The sequence below is a fragment of the Halomonas stenophila genome, from assembly GCF_014192275.1.
Taxonomy (GTDB): Bacteria; Pseudomonadota; Gammaproteobacteria; order Pseudomonadales; family Halomonadaceae; genus Halomonas; species Halomonas stenophila.
Genome location: NZ_JACHXR010000005.1, coordinates 267041 through 283245, shown reverse-complemented (window position 1 = coordinate 283245; position 16205 = coordinate 267041). Strand labels below are relative to the sequence as shown.

Sequence of the window (16205 nt, the reverse complement as noted above, 5' to 3'; positions counted from 1 at the left end):
GTGCCTGAAAAGTCGGCGAGCACAGCCACTTATCGGGCTAGCTGCCGCGGTAGGTGGAATAGCTGTACGGCGACAGCAGCAGCGGCACGTGATAGTGCTGGCCGGCATCGGCGACGCCGAAGCGCAGCGGGATCACGTCGAGGAACCGCGGCTTGTCCACGGCGACCCCGCGCCGCTCCAGATACTCGCCGGCATGGAAGACCAGCTCGTACTCGCCGGCGGTGAAGGCCTCGCCCTCCAGGATCGGCGCGTCACAGCGGCCGTCGTCGTTGGTCACGACCTCGGTGAGCCGCTGGCGCTCGCCGCCCTCCAGGCGATAGACCTCGATGCGGATCCCCTCGCCCGGCAGGCCGAGGGAGGTATCCAGCACGTGAGTGGTGAGGTAGCCCATCATCTTCTCCTCTTGTCATCGCTGTCGACGCGCTCTTCGAACGCCGCCTCTCTAGAAACAGTTGTAGCTTGTAATAGAGTACATTTCAAAGACTTTATTGTATACACTTTTATCGCTATCCTGACAGTATCGATGCAGACACGCACCAAGGAGTCCCCACCATGAGCACCAAGACGCTTTCTCCGCGCCCCAGCCAACTGGACCAGGCCGCCTTCGTCGAGCGCTTCGGCGACATCTACGAACACTCTCCCTGGGTGGCCGAACTGGCCTGGCAGCGCGGCCTTTCCGACGAGCAGGACAGTCCCGAGGGGCTGGCCACGGCCATGGGGCGCGTGCTCAGCGAGGCCGATCCCGAGCGCCAGCTCGAGGTGATCCGTGCCCACCCGGACCTGGCCGGCAAGGCGGCCATCGCCGGCGAGCTCACCGACGACTCCACCAGTGAGCAGGCCGGCGCCGGGCTCGACCAGTGCAGCCCCGAGGAGATGGCCCGCTTCGAGCGCCTCAACGCCGCCTACAAGGAGCGCTTCGGCTTTCCCTTCGTGATGGCGGTCAAGGGCAGCGACCGCCACGACATCCTCGCCGCCTTCGAGACCCGGCTGAACAACGAGCCGGCGGAGGAACGCCGCACCGCCATCGAGCAGATCAACCGCATCGCCGCCTTCCGCCTGGAGGAGCGCGCGGCCTGATCGCCCGCCGAGTCGGGCAAAGCCAAAGCGCTGCCGGGAGGCCCCGGCAGCGCTTTTTCGTGTCATGGACTCGCTGAAGAGCGGACCCTGTCCCTGGTCGGTGCGATCAACGCGTCTCGCCATCGATGACGCGCGTGACGAACATTCAGTCCCGACGCGCCTGCGGGGCGGGCCAGTGGCCCGCCCCTGCCCTCACTTCTCGGCCCGCTGCAGGCCGGCGTCGCCGGCAGCCTGTTCGGCATCCGCCTCGGCGATCGCCTCGCGCTCGCGGGCTTCGTCCGCCAGCGTCTTGCGCGGCAGCACCAGGTTGAGCACGAAGGCGGTGATCGCCGCGACCACGATCGGCGCCCCGCCGATCACGTCCTGCAGGGTCTCGGGGAACTGGGCGATGGCCGAGGGCACGGCGGCGATCCCCAGGCTGAGCGCCAGGGCCAGGCCGACGATGGTCATGTTGCGCGCCGACATCTCGTCCTTGGTCAGCAACTGGATGCCGGTCATGGTGATCATCCCGAACACGGTGATGGTGGCGCCACCCAGCACCGGGTAGGGGATGGTGGTCATGATGGCGCCGAACTTCGGGCTGAGGCCGGCCAGCAGCATGAACACGCCGGCGATGACCAGCACGTAGCGACTGATCACCTTGGTCATGGCCACGATGCCGACGTTCTGGCTGAAGGTGGAGGTGGGCAGGGCGCCGAAGAAGGCGCTCAACGCCGTGGTCAGGCCATTGCCCAGCAGGCCGCCGGTCAACTCCTTGGTCTTCAGCTCGCGGTTCATGCCGGCCACGCTGGTCGCCGAAAGGTCACCGATGGTCTGCACGGAATTGATCACGCAGATCACCACCAGCGAGACGATGGCCGCGGAATGGAACTCCAGCTCGAAAGGCATCAGCTGGGGCACGGCGACCCACTCGGCACTGGCCACCGAGCTGAAGTCGACCATGCCCAGGGGCAGGGCGAGCAGGTAGCCGACCAGGATGCCGACGATGATCGCCGAGAGCTTGACCACGCCGCGGCCGAACTGGGAGGCCAGCAGCACGGTGACCAGAGTCAGCAGCCCCACCCCCCAGTTCTGCAGCTCACCGAAGTGGGGCGCGTTCACGTTGCCGCTGCCGGCGATGTAGCGGATGGCGATGTCATACAGCGACAGGCCGATGACCAGCACCACCGTGCCCGCCACGACCGGCGGGAAGAGATGGCGGATGTACTGGATGAAGTACCCCACCACCATCATGGTGATGCCGCCGACCAGCTGGGCGCCGAGGATGCCCTCGATGCCGAACTGACCGCCCACGGCGATCAGCGTCGGCACGTAGGCGAAGCCCACGCCGAAGATCGCCGGCAGCCGGGCGCCGAACTTCCAGACGCCGTAGAGGTGGAAGAGCGTGCAGATCCCCGAGGTCAGCACGGCGATCTGGATCAGCAGCAGCTTCTCCTGGGGGGTCGACCCCACCACGCCGGCGATGATGATCGGCGGGGTGATCACGCCGGCGATCATCGCCAGCACGTGCTGAAGGGAGATCGGCAAGGCCTTGAGGAAAGACGGCTTGCCATGGAAATCGAATATCGAGGTGTTGTTGACGTTGGTCTGCATGTTATCGGCCATTGGATGTGGTGTTGTTGTGGCGTCCTGCTGCCGTCGCGCTGCCGGCCTCTTCGGGTGGTCCCAGGCCGTCTCGTGAACGGCCGGCGGTTATGGTTGTGTCTCGACCCCCGATAGAGTGGATACAAAGTAACCCGACTACTTTTGAACAATAATTGATAAACATGTATACAATCAACACATCGACGCCATCCCTGTCCCTGGATCTGGACTAGACTCAAGTCAGTGGAGGCGACGCGGAGGCCACCCATGTTTCGCGATCGACTGGAGGCTGCCGAAGGACTGGTGCAACGGCTTGAGCACCTGCGAGGACGCGACCCGCTGATCCTGGCCATTCCCCGGGGAGGGGTGCCCATGGGTCGGCTGATCGCCGACGAGCTGGAGGGAGAGCTGGACGTGGTGCTGGTGAGGAAGATCGGCGCCCCGGGCAACCCGGAGTACGCCATCGGCGCGGTCGGCGAACAGGGTCGGGTCGAGCTTGAGCCGGCGGCCAGTCACTATCCGGAGTCGGCCATCAGCCGGGAAATCGAGACTCAGCAGGCGCTGATCGAGGAGCGTCGGCGGCGCTACACGCCGGTGCGCGCCCCCATCGACCCCGCCGGACGCATCGTGGTGGTGGTCGACGACGGCAGCGCCACCGGCGCCACCATGGCCACGGCACTGACCAGCCTGCGCCCGCGCCATCCGGCCCGGCTGATTGCCGCCCTGGGGGCGGCGCCCCCCGAGACCGTGACACGCCTGGAACGGCTCGCCGACGAGGTGGTGTGCCTGCTCGCCCCGGCCGGCTTCGGCGCCGTCGGCCAGTTCTTCGCCAACTTCGGACAGGTGAGCGACGACGAGGTGATCCGGCTACTGGGCACCGAGCACGGCTGAACGCCTGCGCTCGCGGCGAACGGCCGCCGCAAAAAAGACGGGCCACCGCCGTCAGGCGGTGACCCGCAAGGCCCGGCAAGGGCCCCTTGCTTGCAGAGAATCGGGAGATCAGCTGGCGCTGGCGGCCTTGACCTGCTCCTCGACCAGCTTCTGCCCCTTCTGGACATACTCCTGGCCGAGGGTCATCAGCGCCTCGGAGTCGCTCTTGACGCGCTCGCCGAGGTCCTGGAGCACCTTCTGCTGGCCTTCCATGGCCTTCTTGACGCCGTCGGCATCCGTGACCTCGAGCCAGCCGCGCGCCTGGGCCAGGCCCAGGTCGGTCAGGACCCGTGCCGAGTCGAACTGGGTGGACACCAGCTTCTCGGCATATTCGAGGTTCAGCGCGGCATAGGACCGCATGGGTTGCACAAAGAGAGACTCGAACTGTTCGGTGGTCTTGTCGGTCGTTGCCTTGCTCATCGCACACCTCCGTGATGGTGGGGATACCGGCCAAGCGCCGGTGTTGCATTGCAACATAGCAGGCCGTTTTGTGCGGCGCAACATCCTGCGGACCGCTTTGTTGCCTCGTTCCCCGACACGACGATGCCCGGCCGGAGCCGGGCATCGTCGCGAGCACCGCAAGCGTGTGGACTCAGCGATAGGCTCCCTCGATATCGGTCACGCGCGTGGCTCGGCGGCCGAGGCCGTCGTGCAGGTCGAGCATGCGCTCGACCCAGGCATGGACCGGGTCGGCATTGGAGACCAGATCGGCGCTGGAGACGCAGCGCGCCCACATGAAGAAGCCGAACACCAGATAGTCGGCGCCGGCGGCGGCCTCGCCATCCAGGAAATCGACTTCCTCGAGGCGTCCACGCAACGGGGCAAGCGCCGCGTCGAGCTGGGCCAGGCCCTTGGCCGGGGAGTGGAACTCCTCCAGGGTGCGCCCGAAGCGCTTCTCGCGGGACTCGCGAAAGTAGGCGCGGTCGTCGGGATGCACGGCATTGAACAGGTCCATGATGATGGTGCGCATCATCGCCGGCGCCAGCGCGCGTTCGGCATAGTACTTGAAGAAGCGCCCCCGGGCATCGGCCAGGGGCTCACCGAGCAGCGGTGCCTCGGGATAGGCACGATCCAGGTAGCGCAGGATCGCGTAGCTGTCGGTGACCACCTCGTCGCCGTCGACGAGGACCGGCACCTTATCGTGGTCGGCGAAGGCCAGCGCCGGCTTGTCGGTGAAGTGCCAGGGGCGTGTCTCGACGTCCAGCCCCTTGTGGGCCAGGGCATAACGGACCCGCCAGCAGTACGGCGAAAACCGCAGCGACTCGTCCCGCCCGCTGAGTTCGTAGAGCACCCGTGTCATACCGACTCCTTGCATCCGGTGAGGGGAGATCTCCGATAGTGCCAGGCTTTGCCGTCCGCCGCCATCGACCCGCCTGCCCCCGGCCCCTTGTCCATTGGTATAATCGCCGTTCCCGCCACGGTGCCGCCAAGATTCGCCAACTGCTCCTCAACTCATTGAATCACAATGCCTCTCATCGCGACCCGGGAAAGACATCGCAGCAAATTTTCTGGTCATACCAATTTACCCGCAATGGTCAAGCCCGGTGTCTGGTCGTAAGGTTCGCGCATGCCGCCCCCGGCGGCCAACGACATCATCATCGATGAGGGACCTCCACCGATGCACGACACTCTCCTGGCGCTTCTGGCCTTCACCCCCCTGCTGCTGGCGGGGATCCTGCTGATCTGCCTGCGCATGGCGGCGCGGGTCGCCATGCCGATGGTCTTCGCCGTGACGGCTGTCATCGCCCTGCTCGCCTGGGACATGACCTTCACTCGGGTCCTGGCCTCGACCCTGCAGGGCCTGATGCTGACGGTCGCGATCCTCTGGATCATCTTCGGCGCCATCCTGCTGCTCAACACCCTCAAGCATTCCGGCGGCATCACCGCCATCCGCAACGGCTTCTCGGGCATCAGCCCCGACCGGCGCGTCCAGGCCATCATCGTCGCCTGGCTGTTCGGCTGCTTCATCGAGGGCGCCTCGGGCTTCGGCACGCCGGCCGCCGTGGCCGCCCCGCTGATGGTCGCCCTCGGCTTCCCGGCCCTGGCCGCCGTGGTGGTCGGCATGATGATCCAGTCCACGCCGGTGTCCTTCGGTGCGGTGGGCACGCCCATCGTGGTCGGCGTCTCGGGTGGCCTCGACAAGGGCGGGATCACCTCGACCCTGGAAGCCGGCGGTAGCGGCTGGCTCGACTACTTCCACCTAGTGGCCGGCGAGGTGGCCGTCATCCACGCCCTGGTCGGCGTGCTGATGCCGCTGCTGATGGTCATGGTGATGGTGCGCTTCTTCGGGGCCAACCGCTCCTGGCGGGAGGGCCTGGCCGTCGCGCCCTTCGCGCTGTTCGCCGGCATCGGCTTCGTGGTGCCCTATGCGCTGGCCGGCGTGCTGCTGGGGCCGGAATTCCCCTCGATGATCGGCGCCATGGTGGGCCTGGCCATCGTCGTGCCGGCGGCCCGTCGCGGCTTCCTGATCCCCCGCGAGAGCTGGGATTTCCCCGAGGCGACGTCCTGGCCGGACCACTGGATCGGCAAGCTGGTCATCAGGACCGACGAGGTGGTCGGCAAGACGCCCATCTCCACCTTCATGGGCTGGCTGCCCTATGTCCTGCTGGCCCTGCTACTGGTGGCCTCGCGCACCGTGGCCCCGCTGAAGGAGGCCCTGACCTCGGCGAGCCTCGGCTGGAGCAATATCCTCGGCGAGGCCGGCATCTCCGGCAGCATCCAGCCACTCTACCTGCCCGGCGGCATCCTGCTGATGGTGGTGCTGCTGACCGCGCTGCTGCACCGGATGCGCGTCGGCGAACTCCGCGCCGCCTTCGGCGAGTCCACCCGGACCCTGGCCGGCGCCGGCTTCGTGCTGGTCTTCACCATCCCCATGGTGCGTATCCTGATCAACTCCGGCGTCAATGCCGCCGACCTGGTGTCGATGCCGGTGGCCATGGCACGCCTGGTGGCCGATGGCGTCGGCGATGTCTATCCGCTGTTCGCGCCCACCGTGGGGGCCCTGGGGGCCTTCATCGCCGGCTCCAACACGGTGTCCAACCTGATGCTGTCCGACTTCCAGTTCAATGTCGCCCAGCAGCTCGGGGTCTCCACGGCCATGATGGTGGCCCTGCAGGCCGTCGGCGCCGCCGCGGGCAACATGATCGCCATCCACAACGTGGTCGCGGCCTCGGCCACCGTCGGCCTGCTGGGCCGCGAGGGGATCACCATCCGCAAGACCCTCCTGCCGACCCTCTACTATGTACTCGCGGCGGGACTGGTCGGCCTGGTGGCCATTCAGCTGTGGGGGATCGCCGACCCGCTGCTGCGGCTGAGCTGAGCCACGGCCCCGCCGATCGGCGGGGCCGGGCGAGCCCCGTCGGCTGCCGCCGCACTGCGACAGGATGACCGGCATCCCTTCCATGTTTATGGAAGACATTTCCATACCTTTGACCCCATACTGGATTCATTCCCGTTTCTCGGAGCCGCCATGAATATCCACTACGACGCACGACTCGATGGCGAGCTGCCCCGCCGGGACAAGGCGGAGGTGCTCGCCGCCCTGCAGCAGGCCGCCCCCGGCCTGACCCTGCTCCATCGCGAGGAAGACCTGCACCCCTTCGAATGCGACGGCCTGGCCGCCTATCGCGTGCTGCCCATGCTGGTGGCCCTGCCGGAGACCCTCGACCAGGTGGAGGCCCTGCTCAAGGGCTGCCGGGAACTGGGCGTGCCGGTGGTCACCCGCGGCGCCGGCACCGGCCTGTCCGGGGGCGCCCTGCCCCTGGAGCAGGGCGTGCTGCTGGTGATGTCGCGCTTCAACCGCATCCTCGACGTGGACCCCGACGCCCGCACTGCCCGAGTCCAGCCGGGGGTGCGTAACCTGGCCATCTCCGAGGCCGCCGCGCCCCACGGGCTCTACTATGCGCCGGATCCCTCCTCGCAGATCGCCTGCTCGATCGGCGGCAACGTAGCGGAGAACGCCGGCGGCGTGCACTGCCTGAAGTACGGCCTGACCGTACACAACGTGATGAAGGTCGAGATCATCACCATCGAGGGCGAACGCCTGACGCTGGGCAGCGAGGCCCTGGATGCCCCGGGCTTCGACCTGCTGGCCCTGATCAACGGCTCCGAGGGCATGCTCGGGGTGGTCACCGAGATCACCGTCAAGCTGCTGCCCAAGCCGGAGACCGCCAAGGTGCTGATGGCCAGCTTCGACGACGTGGGCAAGGCCGGCCGCGCCGTCGGCGACATCATCGCCGCCGGCATCGTCCCCGGCGGCCTGGAAATGATGGACAACCTGGCGATCCGCGCCGCCGAGGACTTCATTCATGCCGGCTATCCGGTGGAGGCACAGGCCATCCTGCTGTGCGAGCTGGACGGCGTGGAGGCCGACGTCGACGACGACTGCGACCGGGTGCGCCAGGTGCTCGAGGCGGCCGGCGCCACCGACATCCAGCAGGCCCGCGACGAGGCCGAACGCGCCCTGTTCTGGGCCGGGCGCAAGAACGCCTTTCCCGCGGTGGGTCGGATGTCGCCGGACTACTACTGCATGGACGGCACCATCCCGCGCCGCGAGCTGCCCCGCGTGCTGCAGGGCATCAGCGACCTGTCCGACGCCTACGGTCTGAAGGTCGCCAACGTCTTCCATGCCGGGGACGGCAACATGCACCCGCTGATCCTGTTCGATGCCAACCGCGAGGGCGAGCTGGAGCAGGCCGAGGAGCTCGGCGGCAAGATCCTCGAGCTATGCGTGGAGGCCGGGGGCTCGATCACCGGCGAGCACGGGGTGGGCCGCGAGAAGATCAACCAGATGTGCGCCCAGTTCAGTCCCGATGAGCTGACCACCTTCCACGCCGTGAAGGCGGCCTTCGACCCCGAGCGCCTGCTCAACCCGGGCAAGAACATCCCGACCCTGGCGCGCTGCGCCGAGTTCGGCGCCATGCACGTGCACGGGGGCGAGCTGCCTCACCCCGAGCTGCCCCGTTTCTGAGCCCCGTTTCTGAGGAATGATCATGGCCAACACCACTCACCCGCCCCGGGACCGGGATATCAGCGCGGCCCTGGGAGAGCGCGTCCGGAAGGCCGACGCGGAGGGCACGCCGCTGCGCATCGTCGGCGGCGACACCAAGGCCTTCTATGGTCGACAAGTTCAGGGCCGCCCCGGGGAGGTCGAAGCGCTCTCCACCCGCGACCACCGCGGCATCACCGGCTACGACCCGGTAGAGCTGATCGTCTCGGTACGCGCCGGCACGCCGCTGGCCGACCTGGAGGCAGCGCTGGCCGAGCACGGCCAGATGCTGCCCTTCGAGCCGCCCCACTTCGGCGGCGCCGCCACCGTCGGCGGCATGGTCGCCGCCGGGCTCTCCGGCCCGCGTCGCCCCTGGGCCGGCGCGGTGCGCGACTTCGTGCTGGGTGCCCGGGTCATCACCCACACCGGCGATGAGCAGCGCTTCGGCGGCGAGGTGATGAAGAACGTCGCCGGCTACGACCTCTCGCGCCTGATGGTCGGCGCCCAGGGCAGCCTGGGCCTGCTCACCGAGGTCACCCTCAAGGTGCTGCCCCGCCCCTCGGCCAGCCACGGCCTGCGCCTCGAGATGCCACTGGAGCAGGCCCGCCAGCGCCTCGCCGACTGGGGACGCCAGCCGCTGCCACTGACCGCCGCCGCCTGGCAGGACGGCGCCCTGCACCTGCGCCTGGAGGGTGGGCCCGGCTCGGTGGCCGCCACCCGTGAACGCCTCGGCGGCGAGGATCTCGAGGCCGACTTCTGGGAGTCGCTGCGCGAGCAGCGGCTGGCGTTCTTCTCCGGCGAGGATGGGCGCCCGCTGTGGCGGCTCTCGCTGCCCCAACGGGCGCGGCTGGAGGCCGAGGGCCTCGACGAGCACGCCATGCTCCACGACTGGGCCGGCGCCCAGCGCTGGCTGCGCAGCGACCTGCCCGCCGAGACCCTGCGCGAGGCCTGCGCCAGCGCCGGCGGGCATGCCAGCTGCCTGACGCCGGGCGCCGCCGAGCCCTTCACCCCGCTGGCCCCGGTAATGGCGAAGTACCATCGCCGCCTCAAGGCCGAACTGGACCCGAGGGGCATCTTCAATCCGGGCCGACTCTACGCGGAGCTCTGAGATGCAGACGCACTTCACCGAGGCAGACCTCCAACAGCCGCACATCCGCGAGGCCGATCGTGTGCTGCGCACCTGCGTGCACTGCGGCTTCTGCAATGCCACCTGCCCCACCTACCAGCTGCTGGGCGACGAGCGTGACGGCCCGCGCGGGCGCATCTACCTGATGAAGCAGATGCTGGAGAATCCCGACGACGACAACGTCACCGAGGAAACCCGGCTGCACCTGGATCGCTGCCTCACCTGCCGCAACTGCGAGACCACCTGCCCGTCCGGGGTGGAATACCACAAGCTGCTCGACATCGGCCGCGCCGAGATCGAGCGGCGGGTGCCGCGCTCCGCGCCCGACCGCGCGCTGCGCCTCGGGCTGCGCAAGGCGCTGGTGGACCCCGCGCGCTTCAAGGCGCTGCTCAAGATGGGCCAGGTGTTCCGTCCGCTGGTGCCGGGCAACCTGCGCCGCAAGATGCCGCCGGCCCCGGAGGATGCCGGCCGGCGTCCCGAGGGCGGCCGCCATGCGCGCCAGATGCTGATCCTCGAGGGCTGCGTGCAGCCGGGCCTGTCGCCCAACACCAATGCCGCCACCGCCCGGGTCCTCGACCGCCTCGGCATCGGCCTGACCCCGGCGCCGGAGGCCGGCTGCTGCGGGGCCATCGACTACCACCTCAACGCCCAGGAGGCCGGTCGGGCGCGCATGCGCGCCAACATCGACGCCTGGTGGCCGCATGTCGAGGCCGGGGTCGAGGCCATCGTGCAGACCGCCAGCGGCTGTGGGGCGATGGTCAAGGAATACGCCGAGGTGCTGGCCGACGACCCCGACTACGCCGAGAAGGCCGAGCGCATCAGCGCCCTGGCCAAGGACCTGGTGGAGATCCTGCGCGACGAGGACCTGGAGCGCCTGACCCTGCGCGAGCACAAGCGCCTGGCCTTCCATTGCCCCTGTACCCTGCAGCACGCCCAGAAGCTCGGCGGCAGCGTCGACGCCCTGCTGGCCCGGCTCGGCTTCCCGCTGACCCCGGTGCAGGATGCCCACCTCTGCTGCGGCTCGGCGGGCACCTACTCCGTGACCCAGCCGGAACTCGCCACCCAGCTGCGCGACAACAAGCTCGATGCCCTGGAGGCGGGAAGTCCGGAGGTGATCGTCACAGCGAATATCGGCTGCCAGACCCACCTGGCCGGCGCGGGTCGCACCCCGGTGCGCCACTGGATCGAGATCGTCGATGAGGTGCTGGAGCGCACCTCGTTCCCCGAGCACTCGAGTGCCACGTCTGAAACCCAAGAACTAGACCCTGAAGGAGAGTGACATGAAGACCAAGTGCATCCTGGGCCTCAACGAGGTCAACGCCATTCTGGACGCCGCTCAACGAGAGGCGGAGCGGAACCACTGGAACATCACCGTCTCGATCGTCGACGACAGCGGCGAGCTGCTCGGCCTGCGCCGTCTGGATGGAGCCTCGCCGATGACGGCCAAGATCAGCGCCCAGAAGGCCCGCACCGCCGCGTTCAGCCACAAGGAGACCCAGTTCTTCGAGGAGATGATCAATAACGGTCGCACCGCCTTCCTCTCCGCCCCCTTGGAGGGGCTCCTGGAGGGCGGCGTACCGGTAGTTATCGATGGCCAGGTGATCGGCGCCGTAGGCGTTTCCGGCGTCAAGGCCGACCAGGACGCCCAGGTAGCGAAGGCCGCGGTGGCGGCCCTGGCCTGACCCCTTCCCCAGCCCGATCCGGAACCCCGGCCCCGCCGGGGTTTCTCCGCTCGCCATCCGGCGCCGGATACCCCGCCTCAGCTCGACAGCACCCAGTCCTGGAAGGCCTGCTTCGCAGGGCTACCGTCATCCGGGTGGGCATCGATCATCCCATAGCCACTGGCGGTCTTCAGGCTGAGGGCCTCCAGCCCCACCAGCATGCCGCGCTCGAGCAGGTCATCGACCAATCCCCGCCAGCCCAGTGCCACCCCCTGCCCGGCGATCGCCGCCTGCACCAGCAGCGGGTAGTTGTTGAAGATCAGCTCCGACGGGGCCAGGTGGGCCTGACCGCCCAGGCGCTCGAAGTAGCCAGGCCAGTCCATCCAGCGCTGCCCCTGGTCGGCGGTCAGCGTCAGCAACGGGACCTCACCCAGCCTCGCCAGGTCGTCGATCGGGCCATGCTGGTCCAGGAAGCCGGCGCTGCACACCGGAAAGACCTCCTCGTCGAGCAACCGCGGTACGCCTTCCAGGCCCCGCTCATCGCCGAACACGATGGCGATGTCGACCTCCTGTCCCTGCCAGTCGAAGACCCCCTGGTTGGTCATGATCCGCACGTCGATGTGCGGGTATTGCCGGCGGAAGGCCGGCAGGCGGGGCAGCAGCCAGTACGAGGCCAGGGAGAAGTCGGTCAGGATGTTCAGCCGGGGATTGCGGTGGCGCCGCTGCAGGCGGTCGATCGTCCTCTCGATGGTCGCGAAGCCCTCCTGGACGGCGCCGAACAGCGCCTGCCCCGGCTCGGTCAAGCGCACGCCGCGATAGACGCGATCGAACAGCCGCAGGCCGAGCTGCTCCTCGAGGGCCCGCACCTGCTGGCTGACGGCCGACTGGGTGGAACGCAATTCCTTGGCGGCGGCGGTGAAGCTCAGGTGGCGGGCGGCCGACTCGAAGACCCTCAGGCCATTGGGCGACACCCGCTTGCTCATCAATGTCATTAGCTATACTAATCTCACACATAAAAAAAGAGCGAGTTTACAGGAAGTCAGATTAGCATAGAGACTGTCACCCGACGCCAACCATTCCCCAGCACCCCTCGGGAGGCACTCGCCGATGTCCACTCAACAGCCGAATATCCTGTTCCTCATGGCGGATCAGATGGCCGCCCCCTCGCTGCCCTTCTATGGTCACCGGGTCGTCAAGACCCCCCACCTGTCGCGCCTGGCAGAAGAGGGCGTGGTCTTCGACTCGGCCTACTGCAACAGCCCGCTGTGCGCCCCGTCGCGTTTCACTCTGATGGCCGGCCAACTGCCCTCGCGGATCGGCGGCTTCGACAATGCCGCCGAGCTCTCCGCCGATACGCCGACCTACGCCCACTACCTGCGCGATGCCGGCTACCTCACGGCGCTCACCGGCAAGATGCACTTCTGCGGCCCGGACCAGTTGCACGGCTTCGAGGAGCGCCTGACCTCCGACATCTACCCGGCCGACTTCGGCTGGTTCGTCGACTGGGAGAACTTCGAGGAACGCCCGAGCTACTACCACAACATGTCATCGGTCACCCAGGCCGGGCCCTGCGTGCGTTCCAACCAGCTCGACTTCGACGACGAGGTGACCTTCCGCGCCCAGCGCTTCCTCTACGACTATGCCCGCAGCGACCGGGATCGCCCCTTCTGCCTGACGGTCTCGCTGACCCACCCGCACGATCCCTACACCATTCCTCAGGAGTACTGGGACCGCTACGATCACGACGAGATCGACATGCCCGAGGTACCCTATTCGCGAGAGCTGATGGACCCGCACTCCAGGCGCCTGCGTCAGGTCTACCAGTGCGACGAGGACACCATCAACGACGAGCAGATCCGCAATGCGCGCCGCGCCTACTACGGGGCCATCAGCTACGTCGACGACCAGCTCGGCAAGGTGCTCCAGGCCCTGAAGGACAGCGGCCTGGAAGAGGACACCATCATCGTCTTCTCCGGCGACCACGGCGACATGCTCGGCGAGCGGGGCCTGTGGTACAAGATGAGCTGGTTCGAGGGCTCCGCCCGGGTGCCGATGATCGTGCATGCACCGGGACGCTTCGCGGCCGGCCGGGTCAAGCAGTCCGTCTCCACCATGGACCTTCTGCCGACCTTCAGCGAGTGGGCCCATGACGGCCAGGCCCCGCAGTATGCGGTGCCCATCGATGGCCGCAGCCTGAACCCCCACCTGACCGGCGCGGGCGGCCATGACGAGGTGATCGGCGAATACTGCGGCGAAGGCGCCATCGCCCCGCTGCTGATGATCCGCCGCGGTCGCTACAAGTTCGTCTACTCCACCCCGGACCCCGACCAGCTGTTCGACCTCGAGGCCGACCCGCAGGAGCTGACCAACCTGGCCGAGGATCCCGAGCACCAGGACCTGCGCAAGCAGTTCCGCGACGAGGTCGCAAGCCGCTGGGATACCGAGAAGCTGCACCAGGAGGTGCTCGACAGCCAGCGGCGTCGCAAGCTGGTCGCCCGCGCCAACATGAAGGGACGGGTCACCCCCTGGGATCACCAGCCATTCTTCGATGCCAGCGTCCAGTACATGCGCAACACCATCGATCTCGATGACCTCGAGGCGCGTTCCCGCTTCCCGGAAGTGGCCGACGATCGGTAATGCCGATGCCATCGCTCGGTCGCGAATCGCTGACGAGCCGGAGCAGCCAGCGACGCTGGCTGCCCTTCATGAGCTGGCTGCGCTATCGGTCCCCCCGAGACGATCCGCCGCGATGCCGTGGCTGGCCGTGCCGGTGGTCCCGCAGGGGGTGGCCGATGACCCGCTCGGCTGGCTCGAGCCCGATGTCGTGGCCCGTCTGACAGGGGCGGGCATGCTCCATGATGACCAGATACAAAACAACATCATAACAATGTAAGAGGCGAGCCCCATGGCGCAACGTCACACGCGACCCGAGTGGGTGCATCGACCTCCCCACCGCCGTCTTACCAGGATCGGTCCGGGTCGATATCCGGACCGTCATCGACCACACCTTGGCCCCCTTCCATGCCGGACTGGACCGGACCGCCGTATTCAGGGCCATGCAAGCATAAGGAAGACCCTTACCACTCATAACCTTATAACAAGGAGAGGCATATCATGAGTAGCCCAAGCAAGCCGGCATCACCCCCGGTGTCCAGCGACATGCAGACGGATTACATCGTCGGTCAGGACAATATCGAAGGACGGCTAGGCCCCTTCGACTTCGATATCCACAACCGGGTCTTCGTCGTCTCGGCGCTGGCCTCGGTCGTCTTCATCGTCCTCACCCTGCTGTTCCCGGAACGGGCGGGGAGCATCTTCCAGTCCATCGTCGCCTTCTCTACCGGGACGCTGGACTGGTACTTCATGATCCTGGTGGACTTCTTCATCGTGTTCTGCCTGGCGCTCGTCGTCCTGCCCTACGGGAAGGTCCGGCTGGGGGGCCCCGATGCCAAGCCCGAGTATGGCTACCTATCCTGGTTCGCCTTGCTGTTCACCGCCGGTATCGGCATCGCCCTGTTGTTCTTCAGCGTGCTGGAACCGGTCTACCACGCCAACGTCTCCTCACCGCTGGGCACGCCCTCGCCCTTCGGTGCCGACGGGGCGCTAAATGCGAACGCTATCGCCGATGCCACCGCCATGGGCCTGGCCGGCACCTTCCTCCACTGGGGCCTGCATGGCTGGGCCGTCTATGCCATCATGGCGCTGGCGCTGGCGCTCTTCACCTACAACAAGGGGCTGCCCTTCTCCATCCGCTCGGTCTTCTTCCCGATCCTCGGCGACCGCGTCTGGGGCTGGTGGGGCCATGCCATCGACATCCTGGCGGTATTCTCCACCCTGTTCGGCCTGGCCACGGCGCTCGGGCTCGGGGCACAACAGGCCAACGCGGGGATGAATTTCGTCTTCGGACTCGACGTGAACGTCACCACTCAGGTCATCGTCATCGTGCTGGTCACGGCGGTGGCCCTGGTCTCGGTGTGGCGCGGCCTGGACGGCGGTGTGAAGAAGCTCTCCGAGTTGAACATGGGAGCGGCCGTGTTGTTCTTCCTGTTCGTGCTGTTCGCCGGCCCGACACTGGTGGGACTGAGCGGGCTCTGGACGGGGCTTTCGACCTATGTGACGGAGTTCATTCCTCTCTCGGCGCCCTTCGGTCGTGAAGACGATGCCTATCGTCAGGCCTGGTCGGTCTTCTACTGGGCCTGGTGGGTCAGCTGGGCGCCGTTCGTCGGCATGTTCGTCGCCCGGGTGTCACGGGGCCGCACCGTTCGGGAGTTCGTGATCTGCGTGCTGCTGGTGCCCAGCCTGTTCATCTTCATCTGGATGGGCGTCTTCGGCAGCATTGCACTCGATCAGCTCTACGCCGACCCGGCCAGCAGCCTGGTCAAGGAGTACGTGATCGACAGCTACAACCCGGAGCTGGCGCTCTTCGGCATGCTGAATGAACTGCCGCTGACGGGCCTGATGTCGACCCTCGGCATCATCCTGGCGCTGGTCTTCTTCGTCACTTCTTCGGATTCCGGCTCGCTGGTGATCGATACCATCACCGCCGGAGGCAAGATCGACGCTCCCCGCCCCCAGCGCATGTTCTGGGCCACGGTGGAGGGCCTGATCGCCATCGTGCTGCTGATCGGCGGCGGCCTCTCGGCGCTCCAGGCCGGGGTGACCGCGACGGCGATCCCGTTCTCCATCGTGATGCTGGTGATGTGCTACACCATCATCAAGGCGCTGAACGGCGAGTTGCGCCAGCTGCGCCACCAGGTCGCCTGAAGCCCTCGATCAAGTCATGACAACACCTCCCCCTGGGCATGCGCCGGCCGGAAGGCGGCGATGTGCAGGGGGAGGT

The 16205-nt window shown here is 67.3% G+C and carries 14 protein-coding genes; 9 read left to right on the top strand and 5 right to left on the bottom strand.

The window, feature by feature from the left end; all coding sequences use genetic code 11:
• Positions 1-37: 37 nt before the first annotated feature.
• Positions 38-391 (bottom strand): hydroxyisourate hydrolase, encoded by a 354-nt coding sequence (gene uraH / locus FHR97_RS11360; protein ID WP_183383969.1) that lies wholly within the window; start codon positions 389-391, stop codon positions 38-40.
• Positions 392-552: 161 nt separating this feature from the next.
• On the opposite strand from uraH, the gene uraD reads away from it, so the two are divergent.
• The gene (gene uraD, locus FHR97_RS11355; protein WP_183383917.1) at positions 553-1077 is read left to right on the top strand and encodes a 2-oxo-4-hydroxy-4-carboxy-5-ureidoimidazoline decarboxylase; all 525 of its coding nucleotides are present in this window, start codon (positions 553-555) and stop codon (positions 1075-1077) included.
• A gap of 192 nt (positions 1078-1269) precedes the next feature.
• On the opposite strand, the gene FHR97_RS11350 is transcribed toward uraD, so the two are convergent.
• The gene (locus tag FHR97_RS11350) at positions 1270-2670 is read right to left on the bottom strand and encodes a uracil-xanthine permease family protein (RefSeq protein WP_183383916.1); all 1401 of its coding nucleotides are present in this window, start codon (positions 2668-2670) and stop codon (positions 1270-1272) included.
• Between the two features lie 258 nt (positions 2671-2928).
• Between FHR97_RS11350 and FHR97_RS11345 the strand changes: the two genes are divergently transcribed.
• Positions 2929-3552, top strand: a complete 624-nt coding sequence (locus tag FHR97_RS11345; RefSeq protein WP_183383915.1) for a phosphoribosyltransferase — start codon at positions 2929-2931, stop codon at positions 3550-3552.
• Between the two features lie 108 nt (positions 3553-3660).
• On the opposite strand, the gene FHR97_RS11340 is transcribed toward FHR97_RS11345, so the two are convergent.
• Both FHR97_RS11340 and FHR97_RS11335 read right to left on the bottom strand, forming a co-directional pair.
• The gene (locus tag FHR97_RS11340; protein ID WP_183383914.1) at positions 3661-4011 is read right to left on the bottom strand and encodes a phasin family protein; all 351 of its coding nucleotides are present in this window, start codon (positions 4009-4011) and stop codon (positions 3661-3663) included.
• A 172-nt stretch (positions 4012-4183) separates the two neighbouring features.
• Positions 4184-4891 carry a glutathione S-transferase family protein gene (locus FHR97_RS11335; RefSeq protein WP_183383913.1) on the bottom strand — a complete coding sequence of 236 codons (708 nt, stop codon included), beginning with the start codon at positions 4889-4891 and terminating at the stop codon, positions 4184-4186.
• Between the two features lie 318 nt (positions 4892-5209).
• Here FHR97_RS11335 and FHR97_RS11330 point away from each other — a divergent pair, with 318 nt between their 5' ends.
• The 5 genes from FHR97_RS11330 (at position 5210) to FHR97_RS11310 (ending at position 11386) form a co-directional block, all read left to right on the top strand.
• Positions 5210-6910: an L-lactate permease gene (locus tag FHR97_RS11330; protein ID WP_183383912.1), complete on the top strand. Its 1701-nt coding sequence runs from the start codon at positions 5210-5212 to the stop codon at positions 6908-6910.
• 150 nt (positions 6911-7060) lie between these two features.
• On the top strand, positions 7061-8560 hold the full coding sequence (gene glcD, locus FHR97_RS11325) for a glycolate oxidase subunit GlcD (RefSeq protein ID WP_183383911.1): 1500 nt from the start codon (positions 7061-7063) through the stop codon (positions 8558-8560).
• A 22-nt stretch (positions 8561-8582) separates the two neighbouring features.
• A complete protein-coding gene (gene glcE, locus FHR97_RS11320) occupies positions 8583-9686 on the top strand; it encodes a glycolate oxidase subunit GlcE (protein ID WP_183383910.1) in 1104 nt (367 codons plus the stop codon).
• 1 nt (position 9687) lies between these two features.
• Positions 9688-10983 (top strand): glycolate oxidase subunit GlcF, encoded by a 1296-nt coding sequence (glcF, locus tag FHR97_RS11315; protein ID WP_183383909.1) that lies wholly within the window; start codon positions 9688-9690, stop codon positions 10981-10983.
• Position 10984: 1 nt separating this feature from the next.
• Entirely contained in the window at positions 10985-11386 is a 402-nt protein-coding gene (locus tag FHR97_RS11310) for a heme-binding protein (RefSeq protein WP_183383908.1), read from the top strand.
• Between the two features lie 77 nt (positions 11387-11463).
• Here FHR97_RS11310 and FHR97_RS11305 read toward each other — a convergent pair whose 3' ends face one another.
• Complete coding sequence (locus FHR97_RS11305; protein WP_246403952.1) at positions 11464-12348, bottom strand: LysR substrate-binding domain-containing protein; 885 nt, start codon at positions 12346-12348, stop codon at positions 11464-11466.
• Between the two features lie 124 nt (positions 12349-12472).
• On the opposite strand from FHR97_RS11305, the gene betC reads away from it, so the two are divergent.
• Positions 12473-14002 carry a choline-sulfatase gene (betC, locus tag FHR97_RS11300; RefSeq protein ID WP_183383906.1) on the top strand — a complete coding sequence of 510 codons (1530 nt, stop codon included), beginning with the start codon at positions 12473-12475 and terminating at the stop codon, positions 14000-14002.
• Positions 14003-14479: 477 nt separating this feature from the next.
• Positions 14480-16129 carry a BCCT family transporter gene (locus FHR97_RS11295; protein ID WP_183383905.1) on the top strand — a complete coding sequence of 550 codons (1650 nt, stop codon included), beginning with the start codon at positions 14480-14482 and terminating at the stop codon, positions 16127-16129.
• The last annotated feature ends 76 nt before the right edge of the window (positions 16130-16205 follow it).

Coding starts and splice junctions, on each gene's coding strand:
- uraH (WP_183383969.1), bottom strand. CDS start 391: ATGGGCTACCTCACCACTCACGTGCTGGATACCTCCCTCGGCCTGCCG.
- uraD (WP_183383917.1), top strand. CDS start 553: ATGAGCACCAAGACGCTTTCTCCGCGCCCCAGCCAACTGGACCAGGCC.
- FHR97_RS11350 (WP_183383916.1), bottom strand. CDS start 2,670: ATGCAGACCAACGTCAACAACACCTCGATATTCGATTTCCATGGCAAG.
- FHR97_RS11345 (WP_183383915.1), top strand. CDS start 2,929: ATGTTTCGCGATCGACTGGAGGCTGCCGAAGGACTGGTGCAACGGCTT.
- FHR97_RS11340 (WP_183383914.1), bottom strand. CDS start 4,011: ATGAGCAAGGCAACGACCGACAAGACCACCGAACAGTTCGAGTCTCTC.
- FHR97_RS11335 (WP_183383913.1), bottom strand. CDS start 4,891: ATGACACGGGTGCTCTACGAACTCAGCGGGCGGGACGAGTCGCTGCGG.
- FHR97_RS11330 (WP_183383912.1), top strand. CDS start 5,210: ATGCACGACACTCTCCTGGCGCTTCTGGCCTTCACCCCCCTGCTGCTG.
- glcD (WP_183383911.1), top strand. CDS start 7,061: ATGAATATCCACTACGACGCACGACTCGATGGCGAGCTGCCCCGCCGG.
- glcE (WP_183383910.1), top strand. CDS start 8,583: ATGGCCAACACCACTCACCCGCCCCGGGACCGGGATATCAGCGCGGCC.
- glcF (WP_183383909.1), top strand. CDS start 9,688: ATGCAGACGCACTTCACCGAGGCAGACCTCCAACAGCCGCACATCCGC.
- FHR97_RS11310 (WP_183383908.1), top strand. CDS start 10,985: ATGAAGACCAAGTGCATCCTGGGCCTCAACGAGGTCAACGCCATTCTG.
- FHR97_RS11305 (WP_246403952.1), bottom strand. CDS start 12,348: ATGAGCAAGCGGGTGTCGCCCAATGGCCTGAGGGTCTTCGAGTCGGCC.
- betC (WP_183383906.1), top strand. CDS start 12,473: ATGTCCACTCAACAGCCGAATATCCTGTTCCTCATGGCGGATCAGATG.
- FHR97_RS11295 (WP_183383905.1), top strand. CDS start 14,480: ATGAGTAGCCCAAGCAAGCCGGCATCACCCCCGGTGTCCAGCGACATG.